The 15,599-nt window shown below is 61.9% G+C and carries 17 protein-coding genes and 1 pseudogene; 6 read left to right on the top strand and 12 right to left on the bottom strand.

Annotated features, from left to right (window positions below; all coding sequences use genetic code 11):
• The 3 genes and pseudogenes from MPC4_RS04780 to MPC4_RS04770 all read right to left on the bottom strand — a co-directional run.
• Positions 1–262 (bottom strand): annotated as a pseudogene (locus MPC4_RS04780) (molecular chaperone DnaJ); the annotation flags it as partial.
• Positions 263–275: 13 nt separating this feature from the next.
• A complete protein-coding gene (locus MPC4_RS04775) occupies positions 276–1,013 on the bottom strand; it encodes a VWA domain-containing protein (protein WP_244628846.1) in 738 nt (245 codons plus the stop codon).
• Positions 1,013–1,678: a glutathione S-transferase family protein gene (locus MPC4_RS04770; RefSeq protein WP_425312420.1), complete on the bottom strand. Its 666-nt coding sequence runs from the start codon at positions 1,676–1,678 to the stop codon at positions 1,013–1,015. Before MPC4_RS04770 ends, MPC4_RS04775 begins: the two co-directional genes overlap by 1 nt.
• Positions 1,679–1,946: 268 nt before the next feature.
• On the opposite strand from MPC4_RS04770, the gene MPC4_RS04765 reads away from it, so the two are divergent.
• Complete coding sequence (locus MPC4_RS04765) at positions 1,947–2,636, top strand: DUF599 domain-containing protein (RefSeq protein ID WP_174511511.1); 690 nt, start codon at positions 1,947–1,949, stop codon at positions 2,634–2,636.
• A gap of 7 nt (positions 2,637–2,643) precedes the next feature.
• Here MPC4_RS04765 and MPC4_RS04760 read toward each other — a convergent pair whose 3' ends face one another.
• The 6 genes from MPC4_RS04760 to MPC4_RS04735 form a co-directional block, all read right to left on the bottom strand.
• On the bottom strand, positions 2,644–3,438 hold the full coding sequence (locus MPC4_RS04760; RefSeq protein WP_174511510.1) for a YdcF family protein: 795 nt from the start codon (positions 3,436–3,438) through the stop codon (positions 2,644–2,646).
• Positions 3,439–3,491: 53 nt separating this feature from the next.
• Positions 3,492–3,716 (bottom strand): DNA gyrase inhibitor YacG, encoded by a 225-nt coding sequence (gene yacG, locus MPC4_RS04755; protein WP_174511509.1) that lies wholly within the window; start codon positions 3,714–3,716, stop codon positions 3,492–3,494.
• Between the two features lie 22 nt (positions 3,717–3,738).
• Positions 3,739–4,437 carry a Maf-like protein gene (locus MPC4_RS04750; RefSeq protein ID WP_174511508.1) on the bottom strand — a complete coding sequence of 233 codons (699 nt, stop codon included), beginning with the start codon at positions 4,435–4,437 and terminating at the stop codon, positions 3,739–3,741.
• Between the two features lie 63 nt (positions 4,438–4,500).
• The gene (gene infA, locus MPC4_RS04745) at positions 4,501–4,719 is read right to left on the bottom strand and encodes a translation initiation factor IF-1 (RefSeq protein WP_102844496.1); all 219 of its coding nucleotides are present in this window, start codon (positions 4,717–4,719) and stop codon (positions 4,501–4,503) included.
• Positions 4,720–4,954: 235 nt separating this feature from the next.
• Positions 4,955–5,719, bottom strand: coding sequence for a CDP-alcohol phosphatidyltransferase family protein (locus MPC4_RS04740; RefSeq protein ID WP_244628847.1), 765 nt, complete (start codon positions 5,717–5,719; stop codon positions 4,955–4,957).
• A 316-nt stretch (positions 5,720–6,035) separates the two neighbouring features.
• Positions 6,036–6,569 (bottom strand): hypothetical protein, encoded by a 534-nt coding sequence (locus MPC4_RS04735; protein ID WP_244628845.1) that lies wholly within the window; start codon positions 6,567–6,569, stop codon positions 6,036–6,038.
• A gap of 155 nt (positions 6,570–6,724) precedes the next feature.
• Here MPC4_RS04735 and MPC4_RS04730 point away from each other — a divergent pair, with 155 nt between their 5' ends.
• On the top strand, positions 6,725–7,705 hold the full coding sequence (locus MPC4_RS04730; RefSeq protein ID WP_174511506.1) for a hypothetical protein: 981 nt from the start codon (positions 6,725–6,727) through the stop codon (positions 7,703–7,705).
• A 22-nt stretch (positions 7,706–7,727) separates the two neighbouring features.
• On the opposite strand, the gene MPC4_RS04725 is transcribed toward MPC4_RS04730, so the two are convergent.
• Genes MPC4_RS04725 through MPC4_RS04715 form a run of 3 tightly spaced genes read right to left on the bottom strand, consistent with a single transcriptional unit; the run spans position 7,728 to position 11,034 of the window.
• Positions 7,728–8,711 (bottom strand): phosphotransferase family protein, encoded by a 984-nt coding sequence (locus tag MPC4_RS04725; RefSeq protein WP_174511505.1) that lies wholly within the window; start codon positions 8,709–8,711, stop codon positions 7,728–7,730.
• 50 nt (positions 8,712–8,761) lie between these two features.
• A complete protein-coding gene (der, locus tag MPC4_RS04720; protein WP_174511504.1) occupies positions 8,762–10,165 on the bottom strand; it encodes a ribosome biogenesis GTPase Der in 1,404 nt (467 codons plus the stop codon).
• Complete coding sequence (locus MPC4_RS04715; RefSeq protein ID WP_174511503.1) at positions 10,165–11,034, bottom strand: tetratricopeptide repeat protein; 870 nt, start codon at positions 11,032–11,034, stop codon at positions 10,165–10,167. Before MPC4_RS04715 ends, der begins: the two co-directional genes overlap by 1 nt.
• Positions 11,035–11,444: 410 nt before the next feature.
• Here MPC4_RS04715 and MPC4_RS04710 point away from each other — a divergent pair, with 410 nt between their 5' ends.
• From MPC4_RS04710 to MPC4_RS04695, 4 genes are all read left to right on the top strand, one after another.
• Positions 11,445–12,314 carry an aldo/keto reductase gene (locus MPC4_RS04710; protein WP_174511502.1) on the top strand — a complete coding sequence of 290 codons (870 nt, stop codon included), beginning with the start codon at positions 11,445–11,447 and terminating at the stop codon, positions 12,312–12,314.
• 102 nt (positions 12,315–12,416) lie between these two features.
• On the top strand, positions 12,417–12,845 hold the full coding sequence (locus MPC4_RS04705; RefSeq protein WP_134486182.1) for a cupin domain-containing protein: 429 nt from the start codon (positions 12,417–12,419) through the stop codon (positions 12,843–12,845).
• A gap of 167 nt (positions 12,846–13,012) precedes the next feature.
• Entirely contained in the window at positions 13,013–13,930 is a 918-nt protein-coding gene (locus MPC4_RS04700; RefSeq protein ID WP_174511501.1) for a LysR family transcriptional regulator, read from the top strand.
• A gap of 269 nt (positions 13,931–14,199) precedes the next feature.
• Entirely contained in the window at positions 14,200–15,405 is a 1,206-nt protein-coding gene (locus tag MPC4_RS04695; RefSeq protein ID WP_174511500.1) for an NAD-dependent formate dehydrogenase, read from the top strand.
• Positions 15,406–15,599 lie beyond the last annotated feature (194 nt).

Genomic DNA, 15,599 nt, shown 5'->3' with positions numbered 1-15,599 from the left:
CCGCGGCCCCCATCGCCCGCCATCTGAACAAGCGCGATAACGGCTGCCTGCCCGAATTCAAAAGCCAGAAGCCCAGTCCGGCAAAGCCCATCGCAACGGCAAAGCCCCCGCGCAACACGAGGAATCCCGCGACGATCAGCGCCGCGGCGCCGACCCCCCGCCTGATGACATAGGCAAGCGCCGCCGGGCTCGCGCGCGTAAAAGCGCGCAGCCCGGCCATCGAAAGCCAGAAAATCAAGAAACCGACCAGAAGATAAACCATCAAGCGTCGCCACTCAGCGCATTTGCGCCAACAAAAGATCGGCTGCGGCGCCGTGAGACCGGGCTTCCAGCTCCAAAGCCTGACGACCGCCCGCCGCATAGGCCGCCACCGCCGAGAGAAGCGCCTCGAGCCGCTGCGAAGCGCCAGCGTCAAATGTGGCATAGGCGCCGCCTGTCAGCAAGGCGATCTGGCGGAAGGCCTGTTCGGCGGCCCTATCGCGCCCTTCCTGAAACACAAAGGCCTTGACGCCGAGAAGCCCGGCCCGCCCGGCAAGATCAGCGATTTCGTCGACCGGCTCCTCCAGCGCGTCGCCGATGAAAACCAGGGCCTGCACCGGCAGGCGCTGCGCCTCATCCAGCGTGTGGCGCAGCACCCTCGCGATCTGGGTGGCGCCCGCCGCGACCGAGATCTTCGCCATCAGCGCGGCGAGATCCTTGCCGCCGTTGAGGAAGCGCGAGGCCTTGCACTCGCCAAATCCACGATAGTAAACGAGTTGCACGTCAAGCCCGCCATGAGACGCCGCCGTCACGAACATCCGGCTTTGAAGGCTTTGCGCCAGATCCCACGTAGGCTGGCGGCTCATCGTCGCGTCGAGCGCGAAGATCAGCCGGCCGTGTCCGGACACGGCGGGAGGGCGCTCCCTCGCCGCGCTGAGAAACTGATCAATCTCCGCGCTGGAGTTGGATTTTGGTCCAACGACGGCGCGGCCGTCCCTTGAGGGATGCAAAGGCTCCTCGCAATCTGCACGCATTAGACTATTTCGTATTTTTCAATTGTCCAGGGTTCCGCAAAGGCGCCATCGCGCCAGTCCCGCCAGGCCGGAAGCGCCATGACCGCATCCATATAGGCGCGCGTTTGGGGCGCCACCGCGACCGCATATATATGGAGGCGGTTGACGACCGGCGCAAACATCGCGTCGGCGGCCGAGAACTCGCCAAACAGAAACGTCCCTCCCGCGCCAAACTCCTCCCGCGCCGAAGAAAAAGCCTCCTCGATCCGGGCGACGTCGGCCGCCGCTTCCGGCGTCAGCGGCCGTTCGCACACCTGCCGGCGAAAATTCGTCGGCAAATGCGATCGAAGCGCCATGAATCCTGAATGCATCTCGGCGCTGAGGGCGCGCGCCCGCGCGCGCGCCGCCGGGTCACGCGGCCAGACCGCGCGATCGGGGAAGGCTTCGGCGACATATTCAATGATCGCGAGCGAATCCCAGACGGTTCGGTCGCCGTCGCGCAAAACCGGGCACCTCGCCGCCGGCGAATAACGCAAAATCTCCGCACGAGTCTCGGCACGGCCGAGCGGCACGACGACTTCATCGAAGGCGATGCCGAAATGCCGCATGAGAAGCCACGGCCTCAGCGACCATGAGGAATATGCTTTATTGGCGATGATGAGAGTATAGGTCACGGTGGGCAGCATCTTTGGAATGAGAATGGCGCGTTTCGGAGGCGTTCCGATCGAATGAGTCATTTGGTCGATTGCAAAAGGCTCCAGCTTCGCCTGAGCATATTCCAGCCGGCCGGATTGAACCAATCTGACCGGCCCAGGCTCTGGCGCGCCGCTTTCGTTGGAGACTGCGATTCGAGAGAATGCGAGCGCGGCAAAGATTGATATGCTGCAATTGTGCGCGCTTCAAAACGCTTTTCACGGATAAACCACCAACGAACCATCGCCGCCGCGGGGAAACATGCTCGACCTTTCAATAGCAGACAGCATCGGCCTTGCATTCTTTCTTGGCGTCTGGGTCCTCTATCGCTTCGTCAACGAACACGGCCTTGGCCGCTTGCGCAGCCTCTCGGTGCTGATGAACGAGCATCGGATGGGGTGGATGCGATCGATGAGCACGCGCGATTCGCGCATCGCGGACGCCAGCATCATGTCGAGCTTGCAGAACGGCGCCGCATTTTTCGCCTCGACGTCGCTGATCCTGCTCGGCGGCGCGGCGGCCTCAATGCGGGCGACCGATGACGTGCTCAAAGTATTCGGCGACCTGCCGTTCGGATTGACGGTGACGAGGGGAACCTGGGAGCTCAAGGTGCTCGGCCTCGCCCTTCTCTTTGGCTATTCTTTCTTCAAATTCGCCTGGGCCTACCGCCTCTTCATCTATGCGGCGATCCTTCTTGGCGCGACGCCCGGACCCGAGTCCCCCGATGCGGAAGCTCGGGAAAAAGCCTCAAAGCGCGCGGGCTTTATGACCATCGACGCCGGACTTCACTTCGCCAAAGGGCTGCGCAGCTTCTACTTCGCCTTCGCCTATATAGGCTGGTTCGTCAGTCCTTACGTGCTGATGACGACCACCGCCGCGATTTTCATTATCGTCATGCGCCGCCAGTTTTTCTCGGCCGCCCGGGCGTCGCTGACACACGAGCCGTTATAAGCGTCCTTCATGGCGCTGGAAACAGGGCGCCGGTCTTGCCGGTCAGGCGATAGGCGAGAAGCCCGATCCATTCACGAACGCTGAGATCGAGCATGGGGATGCGATCCGAGGCCGAAGCGAACCAGGACCAGTCCCGCGCATCGCCGAAGGTGCGATAGGCGACGGGATAGGCGATCACGTCGAAGCCAAGACGCCGAAAAATGCCCATCGAGCGGGGCATGTGCCAGGCCGACGTCACGAGCAGCCATGTCTCGCCCGGCTTCGGCTGCAAAAGATCGCGCGTGAACAGGGCGTTTTCCCAGGTATTGCGGGATCTTGATTCAAAACTCATCCTGTCGGCTGGCCCGCCAAGGGCAAGCCAGAATTTTCGCGCCCCGACCGTCTCCGCCGAACTTTGGTCCAGGAGATCGCCGGACCCGCCAGAGTAGATGAGACGAGCCTGCGGATAGCGTCGCGCCAGTTCGAGCCCGGCGATGAGTCGCGCGCCATCTTCGGACAAGATCACCTGTCCACGCGATTCACTCTTGCGCTGTTGTAGCGCGCCTCCGAGAACGATGATGCCCGTTGGCGGCGCGAGATCGGCGGAAGGCGCCGGAAACCGATTCTCGAGTGGCAGCAGCAGCGCCGCGCTGAGCGGCGTCAGCAACAGCACGGCCAGCGCCAGCGTCGTCGCAGCGGTCCACCGCCGCCCTAACCGCGCCCGGCGGGTAAATTGCAGAGCGACGCCGATACAAAGGAGAATAAGGAGAAATGTGAGCGGTTCGGCGATCAGCCAAAAGATTTTGGAGAGAGCAAAGAACATGGGCGGCGCTTTAAGACGCGCCCAGCGGCGTCAGGGATCTCCGCATTTTTGAGCTACTCGCCATCTTTGCCCTCGGGCGGCGTCGGCTCCTCGTCGGACTCCTTTGCCGGGATGGCGTAGACGCCGCCGAGCCAGCGGTGCAGATCGACGTCGGCGCAGCGCTTCGAGCAAAAAGGTCGCATCTCGAGGACGGCGGGCTTGCCGCAGATCGGGCATCGCCGCGCTGAGGCCGCGGGCGGGGATTCTTGAGGGGCGTCCTGAGCTTTGCGATCAGCCATGGCGGTTCCGGTCATCATGCGCTCAGACGCGATTGAGCCAGGCGACATGGGCTGGATAGCCCTCGCCGACGAGCAGCGACATTGTCTCGTAGAGCGGCAGGCCGACGACAGAAGAATAGGAGCCGATGAGCTTCAACGCAAACGCTCCGGCAAGACCCTGGATCGCATAGCCGCCCGCCTTGCCGCGCCATTCGCCGGAGCCAAGATAAGCCTCTATCTCGCTCGACGACAGGCGCTTAAAACGCAGCCGCGTCTCGACCAGCTTGTGGCGCTCGCGTCCCTTCGGCGTCACGAGGTAGATTGCCGTATGCACGCGATGCGCGCGGCCGGACAATAGCCGCAGGCACTGCGCCGCCTCCGCCACAATCTCGCATTTGGGCAAAATGCGACGTCCGACGCTGACCACCGTGTCCGCCCCGATGATATAGCTATCGGCAAGCTCAGGCTTTGCCGCTGCGATCTTGGCGGCGGCGTGCGCCTTCTCTCTGGCGAGCCGGCTCGCAAGGGTGCGCGGCAACTCATTTTTGCCTGGAGTTTCGTCGAGGTCGCAGGGAAGCAAGGCGTCGGGCTCGACGCCGATCTGCTGCAGCAGCTCCAGGCGGCGCGGCGACGCCGACGCCAGAACGAGCCTTGGGCGCCAGGTTGGGCCATTCGGAAGCTGGCGATCCGGAGGCTGGCCATGCGGCGCCTCGTTATGCAAAACCTTATCTTCGGCGGTCATCGAGGCGAATCCGGGCGATCTTGCGCGCCTCGTCCTGAAGTCTCACCGTCATCCGGGATCGGCTCACTTGAAGCGGTAGGTGATGCGACCCTTGGACAGGTCGTAGGGCGTCATTTCGACGAGGACCTTGTCGCCCGTAAGAACACGAATCCGGTTCTTGCGCATTTTGCCGGCCGTATGGGCGATGATCTCATGCTCGTTTTCGAGCTGAACCCGAAATGTCGCATTCGGCAGCAGTTCGACGACGACTCCTGGAAATTCAAGCAATTCTTCTTTCGACATCTGTGTCCTTGTATTTGAACGGCGATCTCCCGCGCGCCTCTTTGACTACGAGGCGGGCCGGCGCCGAAAAGGTGAGTGCTCCCGCAAGGTCACGCAATGCCGGCGCCGGCGTGCGCAAACCCCGGCAAGGTTTTGCATGACCCTTCCGGAATCCGGCGGAGACAATTGGCCGGGACCCTAATCGAGAACCAGGCATTTGTGAACAGGCGCGTTCATTCCGCCGCGGCAGAAAGCCTCACAAATGATGGGAGGGCTCGGACGCGGTCTTAAGCTTTTCGGTTTCCCCCGTCTCATAGGCCCTGAACCGGCGGATTGCGAGGGGAATCGTCGCCAGATAGAGTACAGACAGGAAAATCAGCATCTCCATCGGGAAAGTCGCGAGCAGAAGCAGGCCGACGACGATGCCGAACAGCACGACGATGACATATTCGCGGGGCACGCGACCGATCTTCTTGCCGGAAAAATGCGGAATCCGGCTCGCCATCAGGAGCGCCACGATCAACACATAAACAATATAGACCGAAACCATGAAGCGCCCGTTCGGCGCGCCCAGAATGGAAAGATTGAGGTAGAGCGGCAGCAGGCCAACGATCGCTCCCGCGGGCGCCGGCATGCCGGTAAAGAAATGCGCATGCCAGGCCGGACGGTTCGGATCCTCGATCATGACGTTGAACCTTGCGAGCCGCAAAGCCGCCGCGATGGCGAAAACGAGCGCGGCAAACCAGCCAAGGCTTTTGATCTCGTGCAAACCCCAAAAATAAAGGATCAGCGCGGGAGCGACGCCAAAATCGACAAAATCGGCGAGCGAATCGAGCTCCGCGCCAAAACGCGTCGCGCCGCGCAGCGCCCGCGCGATGCGTCCGTCGAGCCCATCAAGGACGGCGGCGATGATCACGGCGAGCACGGCGATCTCGAATTGCCCTTCGATTGCGAAGCGGATCGCCGTGAGACCCATGCAAAGGGCGAGCAGGGTGACGAGATTGGGCAGAATGACGCGCATCGGAACCGCGCGAAAGAGCCGCTTTGGGGGCGGAGGCGGATCGAACGCGTCGAACTCGCTCGCATCGTCGGCGCGCGTCCATCTCGATGCACCGCCCGCGGCGTGGCGAGAATCTGGCGCGCCATTGTTCACAGAGGTGCCTTTCATGGCCGGCAACATAGGCGCGCCACAGGGAAGCCGCAAGCGCGCCGCAGCTCCGCCACGGGCCATTCGTCTCTAGCGCGCGGACGGCGACAGGGCGGCGAGCGCCTGACGTTCGCCCAAGCCATCGCCTGCGCTACGTCTGGGCTCAAAAGGGGCGCTCTCCGATCGCGTTCTAACCGAGCCCGAACCGCAGGCGCAATCGCCGCAAAATAGCCGCGCCGCGCCGCTTGACCCTCAGAAAGAAAGCCCAGGCCTCGGTCGATTTCGCCCATGCGATGAGGCGATCGCGAAAAGCGAAAAGCCAATCCATGAGCCTGGCGAACCAGCCGATCGTCCGCAGCTTGTCCCTGCCCGCGCTGTATACGCGCTCCACGACGACGAAGCTGACGAAATAGGCGAGCACAAAAACGGTGATCCCGACCAGTTCGTGGCCGGTGGCGAACAGGAAGAGCGCATAGACCTTGGCTGGTTCGGCAAGCGCGAAGGGAATGGCGAGCAGCGCCAGAATGCCATAGGGCGGCAACTCTGCGACGAGATGCTCGAGGCGGATGACGAAACGCAGTTTCGCCAGCCAGCGGATCAGCGGACGAAAGACCGGCGCGACAAGCGCGTCGAGCGTCAGATAGAAAATGATCAGCGCTTCGGCGCCGAGCAGCAGAAACCGGCGCAAGCCATGCGCCCTGGTCGATTCGCGCGGTGACATCATTGACCATCCATCTCGTCAGAGCGGAGCGCAGGGTGGGTGCGCACGGGCACAGTCGCACGCCGGGCAAACGACTAAGCTCCGTTTTCCAGAACATTCCTAGCCGCGGTCATGGGATGACCGCCGACGAGCGGCGCAAATCAGCATAGGGGCGAAGCATGGAATTTCAAACGCCGAGGGGAAGAGCCCTGACCGAACTTTGCGTCGATTCGACCCCCAACGCGTCCGGCGCCGGCAAGAAAATCGCGCTGAAGTGCAAATATGACAGAGCCGACAAGAATATCACGCTGACCTCCTCGCCCAGCGTCAAGATCGTGACCCAGAAAGACAACAAGCATGGCGTCATCGACTTCGTCGTGGAAATCCTGGCGAAGAACGTCGATGAGCGCATCGCTTACATTATCGCGTCCTATGACTCTCTTTCGTTTGGGGTTGCCTATCGCGCGGATGAAACATTGCGGCTGACGATCGGCAAGGTCAAAAAGCACGCGAATTTCGAATCGGATCTGCTGGCGCAGATATTGGGGATGAGCTCGGACGCCGATCATCTGCTCGCCTACTACCGCGTGCTCGCCGCCAAAAACAACAAGAATCTCCCCAGAAGCGATTGGGACGAGCTCAATGACAATCCATTGAAACAGAACACAGGTCCCGACCCGAAGAAGTGGAATTGCGGCGGCGCCCTGCAGACCTTTGGAGCAAGATACGCCGAGCATCATTACATCAGCGGCGCCACCATTTATTATAGGCGGCCGAGCCCGTTGAAACTCTCTGAAGTTCAGTTCAAGGCGGACACGGTCCGCGCCGGCGCGCAAAAGCTAAGAACGCAGTTGAAGAACGGAAATTTCGTTCAGGTTTTCGTCGGCCACAATGAACAATTGACCGTGGTTGACGGCGTGATCAGGCCGAGCAGCAATACGCATTTCATCACGCTGTTCGGCTGCAGTCAGGATGGCAAGCAGTTCATTTTTTTCGATCCGTGGCCACAAGGCTCGATCCTCGACTACCAAAGCGGGATCATGGGGACGGTCAAATCCATGTTCATGGGGAGCATCAATTTCTTCGAGGACGAAGGAAAGATCAGATCTCCCGACAACGCCCCAGGCCTCCATAAATATGTGATATTGACCGGACCCTGAGTTTTGGCGGTCCCGAGCTTCGTCAGGACCCGATAACGCGCCCGATCATGAAGCGCGCCGATTGAATGACCGCCGGCCCGCAATAAGGTTGCGATACGAAATCGACCCAGGACAGCAGGTCCGCCATCCGCGAAGCCTCAAGCCAGCCGTCCGGCAGATCCTTGCCGGCGCCGCGATAGCCTTCCAGCACGCCGGCGATGAAATCGGCGTTGTCGCCGAGGGGCGGACGCAGGAGATTTCCGAAATCGAAAGAAGGCCCCCCGGCGAAGGCAAATTCCCAGTCGAGAACGGCGGCGACGCGCCAGCCGGAAGGCTCCTCCCGGACGAGAATGTTCGAAGCGTTGAAATCGGAATGCGTCAGCGCCGGCTGCCGCGCCCAGGGGGAGCCGAGAACCGCGCCCTCCCGCGCGACGAAAGCAAACAAGGCCCCGGTCAGATCGGCTCCAAGACGCTCGCCGCCCGGCCCTTCGCGCAGACAATGGTCGAGCCAGGCGAGCAATCCGGCCGTATCCATATCGAGAGGCTCTGTTGGGACGAGATCAGGTCCGAAAAAACCTTGCTGCTCGAAGCGAAATGCATGGATCGCGGCCAGCGTTTCGCCAACATGACGGCTGACATCCATCAGAGCGCGCGGCGAAAGACGCGCCGCGACAATTTCCAACTGCTCACCCTCGACCCATTGCAGGAATGCGTAGGGCAATCCGAAATCGGGATCAACGCGGCCGCTTGTGAGAACGGCCGGAACCGGCACGCGGCGGCTGACGCGGGCGAGAAGCGCGATTTCCTTGGCCGCCTGCTGCTGATCGCGCTGCCAGTAGCGCAGCAGCGCCTCGCGATCGCCGGTCGGGGTGCGGAGGCGGAGTTTGAAATTGGTGTTGGCGAGGCCGCCGAACGTGCTCTCCATCTTGATGAGTTCAGCATCTGGAAAAGCCTTGCCGACAAGCGCTTCGACGCTGGAGCGGCGGGGTTCCAGGATTGCTTGCGTCCGGCTCCATTTCTCACGCAACGAGCGTTCTCCGCCGCGCCATTTCCTTAAGCCTTCATTCTCGTCTGCGCCTAACGCTGCCTGGATTTGCGCCCGGCGTAAGGATTGTCGCTGGTCTTTTTCGACATGCGGATCGGCACGCCCGGCAGCTCGAAGGTCTGCCGCAGGCTGTTGACGAGGAATCGTTCATAGCTCGCGGGCAATGCGTCAAGCTGATTGCCGAACAGAATGAAATAGGGCGGCCTCGCGCGCAGTTGCGTCATATAGCGGATTTTAATGCGGCGTCCCGAGACAGCCGGCGGCGGGCTTTTCTCCAGCGCGCTTGCAAGCCAACGGTTGAGCCGCGCGGTGGAGATTCGTTTGTTCCAGACTTCATGCACCCGCAAGATCGAATGCATGAGATTTTCAATGCCTTCGCCGGTCGCTCCCGCGAGCGGAACCACAGGCGCGCCTTTCACCTGCGGCAGCAGCCGCAACGCTTCCTCGCGCAGCTCAGAGAGCTTCGCGCCCTTGTTCTCGATCAGGTCCCATTTGTTGAGGCCGATGACAAGCGCCCTGCCCTCGCGTTCGACGAGATCGGCGAGCGTCAGATCCTGCTTTTCGAATGGGATCGTCGCATCAAGAAGCAGGATCACGACTTCCGCGAATTTGGCGGCGCGCAGAGCGTCGTGACCGGCCAACTTTTCGAGCTTGTCCTCGACTTTGGCGCGGCGGCGTAGGCCCGCGGTGTCGAACATTTTGATCTTGCGGCCGCGCCACTCGAAATCAATGCCGATCGTATCGCGCGTCAGCCCCGGCTCGGGTCCGGTCAGAAGCCGATCCTGCCCAATGATCGTATTCAATAAGGTTGACTTGCCGGCGTTCGGCCGGCCGATGATCGCGATGCGCAGCGGCTTTGTAATGTCGAGTTCGGAGCCGTCTTCGTCCTCGCCGAGAACGAGGCGCGTCGCTTCATCGGCCTCGTCAGCGGGCAATTCGGTCTCCTCGGGGAGCGCCTCCCGGATTGCCGCGTAAAGCTCGGAGAAGCCTTCGCCATGTTCGGCCGAGAGCGGCACCGGATCGCCAAGGCCGAGATCATAGCCTTCAACCGCGCCGGCCTCGCCAGCCCGCCCCTCGGCCTTGTTGGCGATGAGGATCAAGGGTTTGTCGGCGCGGCGCACGAGATTGGCGAAGAAGCGATCGTCGGGCGTGAGACCGGCGCGGGAATCGAAGACGAAGAAAATGGCGTCCGCGAGCTCGATCGCCATCTCGGTCTGCGCGCGCATGCGCCCCGGCAAGGACGCTTCGTCCCCCTCCTCGAGGCCGGCGGTGTCGATGATCTTGAAGGAAAGATCGCCGAGCCTCGCCTCGCCCTCGCGCCGGTCGCGCGTGACGCCGGGGCGATCATCGACGAGCGCGAGCTTCTTGCCGACGAGCCTGTTGAACAGGGTCGATTTGCCGACGTTCGGGCGTCCGATGATCGCGATCGTGAACATTATTTCGCCGGTGCTTGTTCAGCCGGCGCATTTTCCGCGGGAGCAGCGGAATCGGCGGGGGCTTTTTCGGGCGCAGCTTCGCTGGCGGGCGCGTCGGCGGCCGGCGGAGCGGCTGGCGTTTTCTCAGGCGCCTCAGCTGCAGGCGGCGTGGCGGTCGCGGGCGGAGCAGCCGGCGGTGCGGTCAAGGGCGGCGCCGTCTCCGCCGGGGCGAGCGGCGGAGGCGCTTTGCCGGCCTGGACGAGGCCGAGGAAAGCCTCCGCCCGCTGGCGCAACGCCGACGGCGCGCGCGGGTCGGCGATGATCATGTCGAGCCAGCGGCCCGCGCCATCTAGATCCTCCCGCCTGAAGGCGGCGAGGGCGAGAAGCTCGCGGATGGTGTCACGATAGGTGAAATTCGCTCCGGCCAGCGCGCCATATTTTTGTTCGAACGCCTTGGGGTCGTCGCTATCGACGCGCAGGATCGCCGCGCGCGTCTGCGCCATATCCTTGAACGCCTGCGGATAATTCGCATCCGCGACGAGAGCGTCGAAGGCCGACGCCGCCGCGGCGGGATCGCGGCCCGCGATCTCATCCGCGGCGCGAAGACGCGCGAGCGTCGCGTAGCCCTTCGGCCCGGTCCTGGCCAGTTGCTCGAAAGCGGCCTGCGCCTCGGCTGACTTGCCGTCCACGGAGAGCTGCAGCGCCGCTTCATATTGCGCGCCCGCCGCCTCGGCCGCCTTTGTGCTGAAGTGCTGATAAATGCGCCAGCCGGCCGTCGCCGCGACGATCACAACCGCCGCGGCAATGAACAAGGACTGATATTTCGTCCAGATCTGGAGAAGCCTGTCGCGACGGTAGTCTTCGTCGACTTCGCGGAAAAAATCGGTCATGGCGGTCTCTGGGCGTTTCGTTGACGGTCGGTCTTCGGGCGTGAACCGCCTCAGCTAGCATGCGCCGGGACGAAATGCGACAATCCTTTGCTCAGGCTGGCGATCAGTGTCGTCGAGGCCCCGCTCCGCCCCGTTGGAGCTTCGGCGATCTCGACGCGGCCAGCGCCCGTCATGGAGAACGCCCGACGTGGTGCGAGACGGTTCGGGGTCATGAGCGCGATCCGAGTTTTGGCGCGTTCAAAAGACGGTGATAAACCGGGAGCCGGTCTCGCCTTGCTTCTCGGCTTGCTGGCGCCATATTGGGGCGATGCGCGGCAGCGCCCAAAATCAGCTTTTCAGATTTTTTTGCATTCCACGGCAGGACGTTCTCGTCCCGCCAATCCATCCCCCTGCTTTTGAGGAGCATGTCCATGACCCCCAGCAACGCCGCGGCGTCGGGCCGTTTCGTCCTTGGCGACATCGAAATCCATCGTTTAGGCTTCGGCGCCATGCGCATCGCCGGCAAGGGCGTCTGGGGGGAGCCGGCCGACCGAAGCGAGGCCTTGCGCACGCTGCGCCGCCTGCCCGAACTTGGCGTCAACTTCATCGATACGGCCGACAGCTATGGCCCCTTCGTCAGCGAGGAGTTGATCGCCGAGGCGCTCCACCCCTATTCCGGCCTGTTGATCGCGACAAAAGGCGGCCTCACCCGGCACGGGCCGGATATTTGGGCGCCATTGGGGCGCCCGGAATATCTGCGCCAATGCGTCCTTATGAGCTTGCGCCGCCTGAAAATCGACAGGATCGATCTTTGGCAGCTGCACCGCATCGACCCGAAAGTGCCGCGCGACGAACAGTTCGGCGTGATAAAAGACATGCAAAAGGAAGGGCTGATCCGCCACGCCGGCCTCAGTGAGGTCGGCGTCGAAGACATCGGCGCCGCGCAAAAATTCTTCCCTGTCGTCTCCGTGCAAAATCGCTTCAACCTCGTCGATCGCGCCAGCGAGGATGTGCTCGACCATTGCGCCAAAGCAGGGATCGGCTTCATTCCATGGTTCCCGCTCGCGGCCGGGGCGCTGGCGAAGCCCGGTTCGATCCTTGATTCCATCGCAAAGAGCAAGGGCGCGACGCCGAGTCAGATCGCTCTCGCGTGGGTGCTGAAGCGCAGCCCGGTGATGCTTCCCATTCCCGGCACCGGCAGCGTCAAACATCTCGAAGAAAACGTCGCAGCCGCTTCGATTTCTCTGACCAATGAGGAATTCCGCACGCTCGACGAGCAAGGCAGAGCCGCCGCGAACTAGCAGCGGCGCGCCAATCGGCAAGCTGGATTATCTCGGCGCCTTGGGATGGCTTGAGGTTTCGCGATTGGGCGCGGCCCAAAAACAGAGATGGAGATCAACGCTATGAACGAGCAAACGCAGAGCCGCGACTTCGCCAGTTTCGACCTCCATGACATCGCTCGATCCTTTCCCGACGCCGCAGAAACGATGCTGCTCGACACCTATCTGACCTATGAGCCGGCGGCGAGCTCCCGCGTTTTCAGGGTCTATCGCGGCACGCCGCCGCATTATCATGCGACCTGCGACGAATATCTTTTCGTGCTCTCCGGCAGAGGGACCTACTGGATGGGCAGCGCCGCCAACGGGGGCGTCTTCGCTCCCGGCCAATTGCTGTTCTTCAAGCGCGGAATCATCCACGCGATGCCCGAACTCATCGAAGGTCCGGTCGTGTTCTTCTCGGTCGACACGCCAAGACGCGATCCCAAGGACATCATCTTCGTCAATCCGGAAGACGGCACGCCGGAAAGCTTTATCCAGGACAAGAGTAAGTAAAGCTCATCCGCCAGCCGCTGGATTTGCGCGACTGGCATTATCCCATAATCCCGATTAATCGAAGAACGATACGAGTTGCGCGGCATGATGGCGCAACGAATTTGGATCCCGGCAAATCGCATCTATAGTCTGGAGGGAACAGCTGAAGCTCCGTCCGGCCTCTGATCATGTTGGTTCGCCATCTATCCTATTTTGTCACCCTCGCTCGCGAGCGGCATTTCGCACGGGCCGCGGAAGTCTGCCATATCGCGCAGCCGACGCTCTCAGCGGCGATCCGCACGCTTGAGGAAGACCTTGACGTCCGGCTTGTCGTCAGAAATCACCGCTTCGTCGGTCTGACGCCCGAGGGCGAGAAGCTCCTCGTCTGGGGGCGCCAGATCCTGACGGACTACAACAGTCTGCGCGACGATCTTAACGGCCTGCGGCGCGGATTGACGGGCGTGCTGCGGCTTGGCGTGATCCCCGCGGCGATGCCGGCGATCTCATTTCTCACCGCGCGTTTTTCCGCCGCGCACCCGAAGGCGAGCGTCGAGATTCAATCGCTGACTTCACGGGCGATCCAACGCGCGCTCGACGCTTTTGAGATCGACGGCGGCGTCACCTATCTCGACAACGAGCCTCTCGAAAACGTGCGCCGGACCCAGCTCTATCGCGAGCGTTATGTTTTCGTGGTCAATCGTCTCCATCCGTTTGCCGCTCGTGCCGCCGTCACCTGGGCCGAGGCCGCGGCCGAGCCGCTTTGCCTGCTCAGCGAGGACATGCAGAACCGCCGTATCATGGATAAGGTCGCCGCCTCGATCGGCGTGACGTTAAGGCCCACCGTCGTCAGTAATTCCTTCCTCGGCGTCTGCTCGCATCTGCGTCACGGTGAATGGTCGAGCATCGTGCCGCACAATTTTTTTTATGTATTCGGCCAGGCGCGGGATCTTGTCGCGATCAATCTCATTGAGCCAGCCCATGCGCAGGCGATCGGCCTCGTCCTTTCGGACCGCGACCCGCCGTCGCCGATGGCCGGCGCGCTCCTCGCCGCGATAAAGGATATTGACCTCGACGCCGAATTCGACGCCGCCATGAAGTGGATCTGATCGAAAGCGCCTATCAGGCATTCCAAGCTTTTCATTGGCTTTTTTCCAAGCAATACGTAAGTCTTCGCATCGTTCGATGTGACAGACATTAAATAGAATTGTCGCAACTTCTCGAACGGGGAAACGTTCTTAATCCAGCGGCGGCTTAGAACAACCTATAACTAGGAAGTTCAGTGGTCTTGTCTGCTTGGAAATATGCGCTGCTTTAGGTGAAAATGCCTGGCAGCGAGGGCGTTTTCTCTTTTGCTTTCAGCTCAAAGGAGGAAAATATGGCAAAAATCGTTTGCGTTCTCTATGATGATCCGGTCGATGGATATCCAAAATCCTATGCGCGCGATGATCTGCCGCACATTGATCACTACCCCGACGGGCAGACTTTGCCGACGCCAAAGGCGATCGATTTCCAGCCGGGCGCGCTGCTCGGAAGCGTCACGGGCGAGCTTGGCCTTCGCAAATATCTCGAATCCCTCGGCCACACTTTCATCGTCACCTCGAGCAAAGACGGCCCCGATTCCGTGCTGGAGCGTGAGCTGCCGGACACCGAGATCGTCATTTCGCAGCCGTTCTGGCCGGCCTATCTGACCGCCGAGCGCATCGCCAAGGCGCCGAAGCTGAAACTGGCGATCACCGCCGGCATCGGCTCCGACCACGTTGACCTGCAGGCGGCGATCGATCGCAAGATTACAGTGGCGGAGGTCACCTACTGCAACTCGATCAGCGTCGCCGAACACGTCGTGATGATGATCCTCGGGCTCGTGCGCAACTACATTCCGTCCTATCAATGGGTGGTGAAGGGCGGCTGGAACATCGCCGATTGCGTCGAGCGTTCTTATGACGTCGAGGGCATGCATGTCGGCACCGTGGCGGCCGGCCGCATCGGTCTTGCGGTGCTGCGCCGCCTGAGGCCCTTCGACATGCATCTTCATTATTACGACCGGCATCGCCTGCCCGAGGCGACCGAGAAGGAGCTTGGACTGATCTGGCATCCGACGGTCGAAGACATGGCGAAGGTCTGCGACGTCGTCACCATCAACGCACCGCTGCACCCTGAAACCGAGCATCTCTTCAACGACGCGCTCTTGGCCAAGATGAAGCGCGGCGCCTATCTCGTGAATACCGCGCGCGGAAAAATCTGCGACCGCGACGCGATTGTCCGGGCGCTCGAAAGCGGCCGGCTCGCGGGCTATGCCGGCGACGTCTGGTTCCCGCAGCCAGCGCCTAAGGATCATCCCTGGCGCAGCATGCCCCATCATGGCATGACCCCGCATATCTCGGGCTCCTCGCTCTCGGCCCAGACGCGCTACGCGGCCGGCACGCGGGAAATTCTCGAATGCTGGTTTGAGGGAAGGCCGATCCGCGACGAATATCTGATCGTCGACGGCGGCAAACTGGCAGGGGCTGGGGCACATTCCTATAGCGCCGGCAACGCAACCGCCGGATCGGAAGAGGCGGCCAATTTTTCCAAAGCCAGCTGATTTCTTGGCGGCGCCCCCAGCGCCGCCTCCGCTGCGCCCCGCGCTTCCTTGTCGCGCATTCGATCGAGATCGAGCGACGGAGCCTCGAAATCAAGTCATCCAGATCGTTGCATTGCGCCGCGGAGCGTAGGGCTGGCCATTTCCGGCTCACGCCGCCATTCCCACTTAAAAAAGACGGCGACCCTCGTTGCTGC

Origin of the sequence: Methylocella tundrae, assembly GCF_901905185.1 — a bacterium.
Classification (GTDB): domain Bacteria; phylum Pseudomonadota; class Alphaproteobacteria; order Rhizobiales; family Beijerinckiaceae; genus Methylocapsa; species Methylocapsa tundrae.
This window is presented reverse-complemented; position numbering and strand designations above follow the sequence as displayed.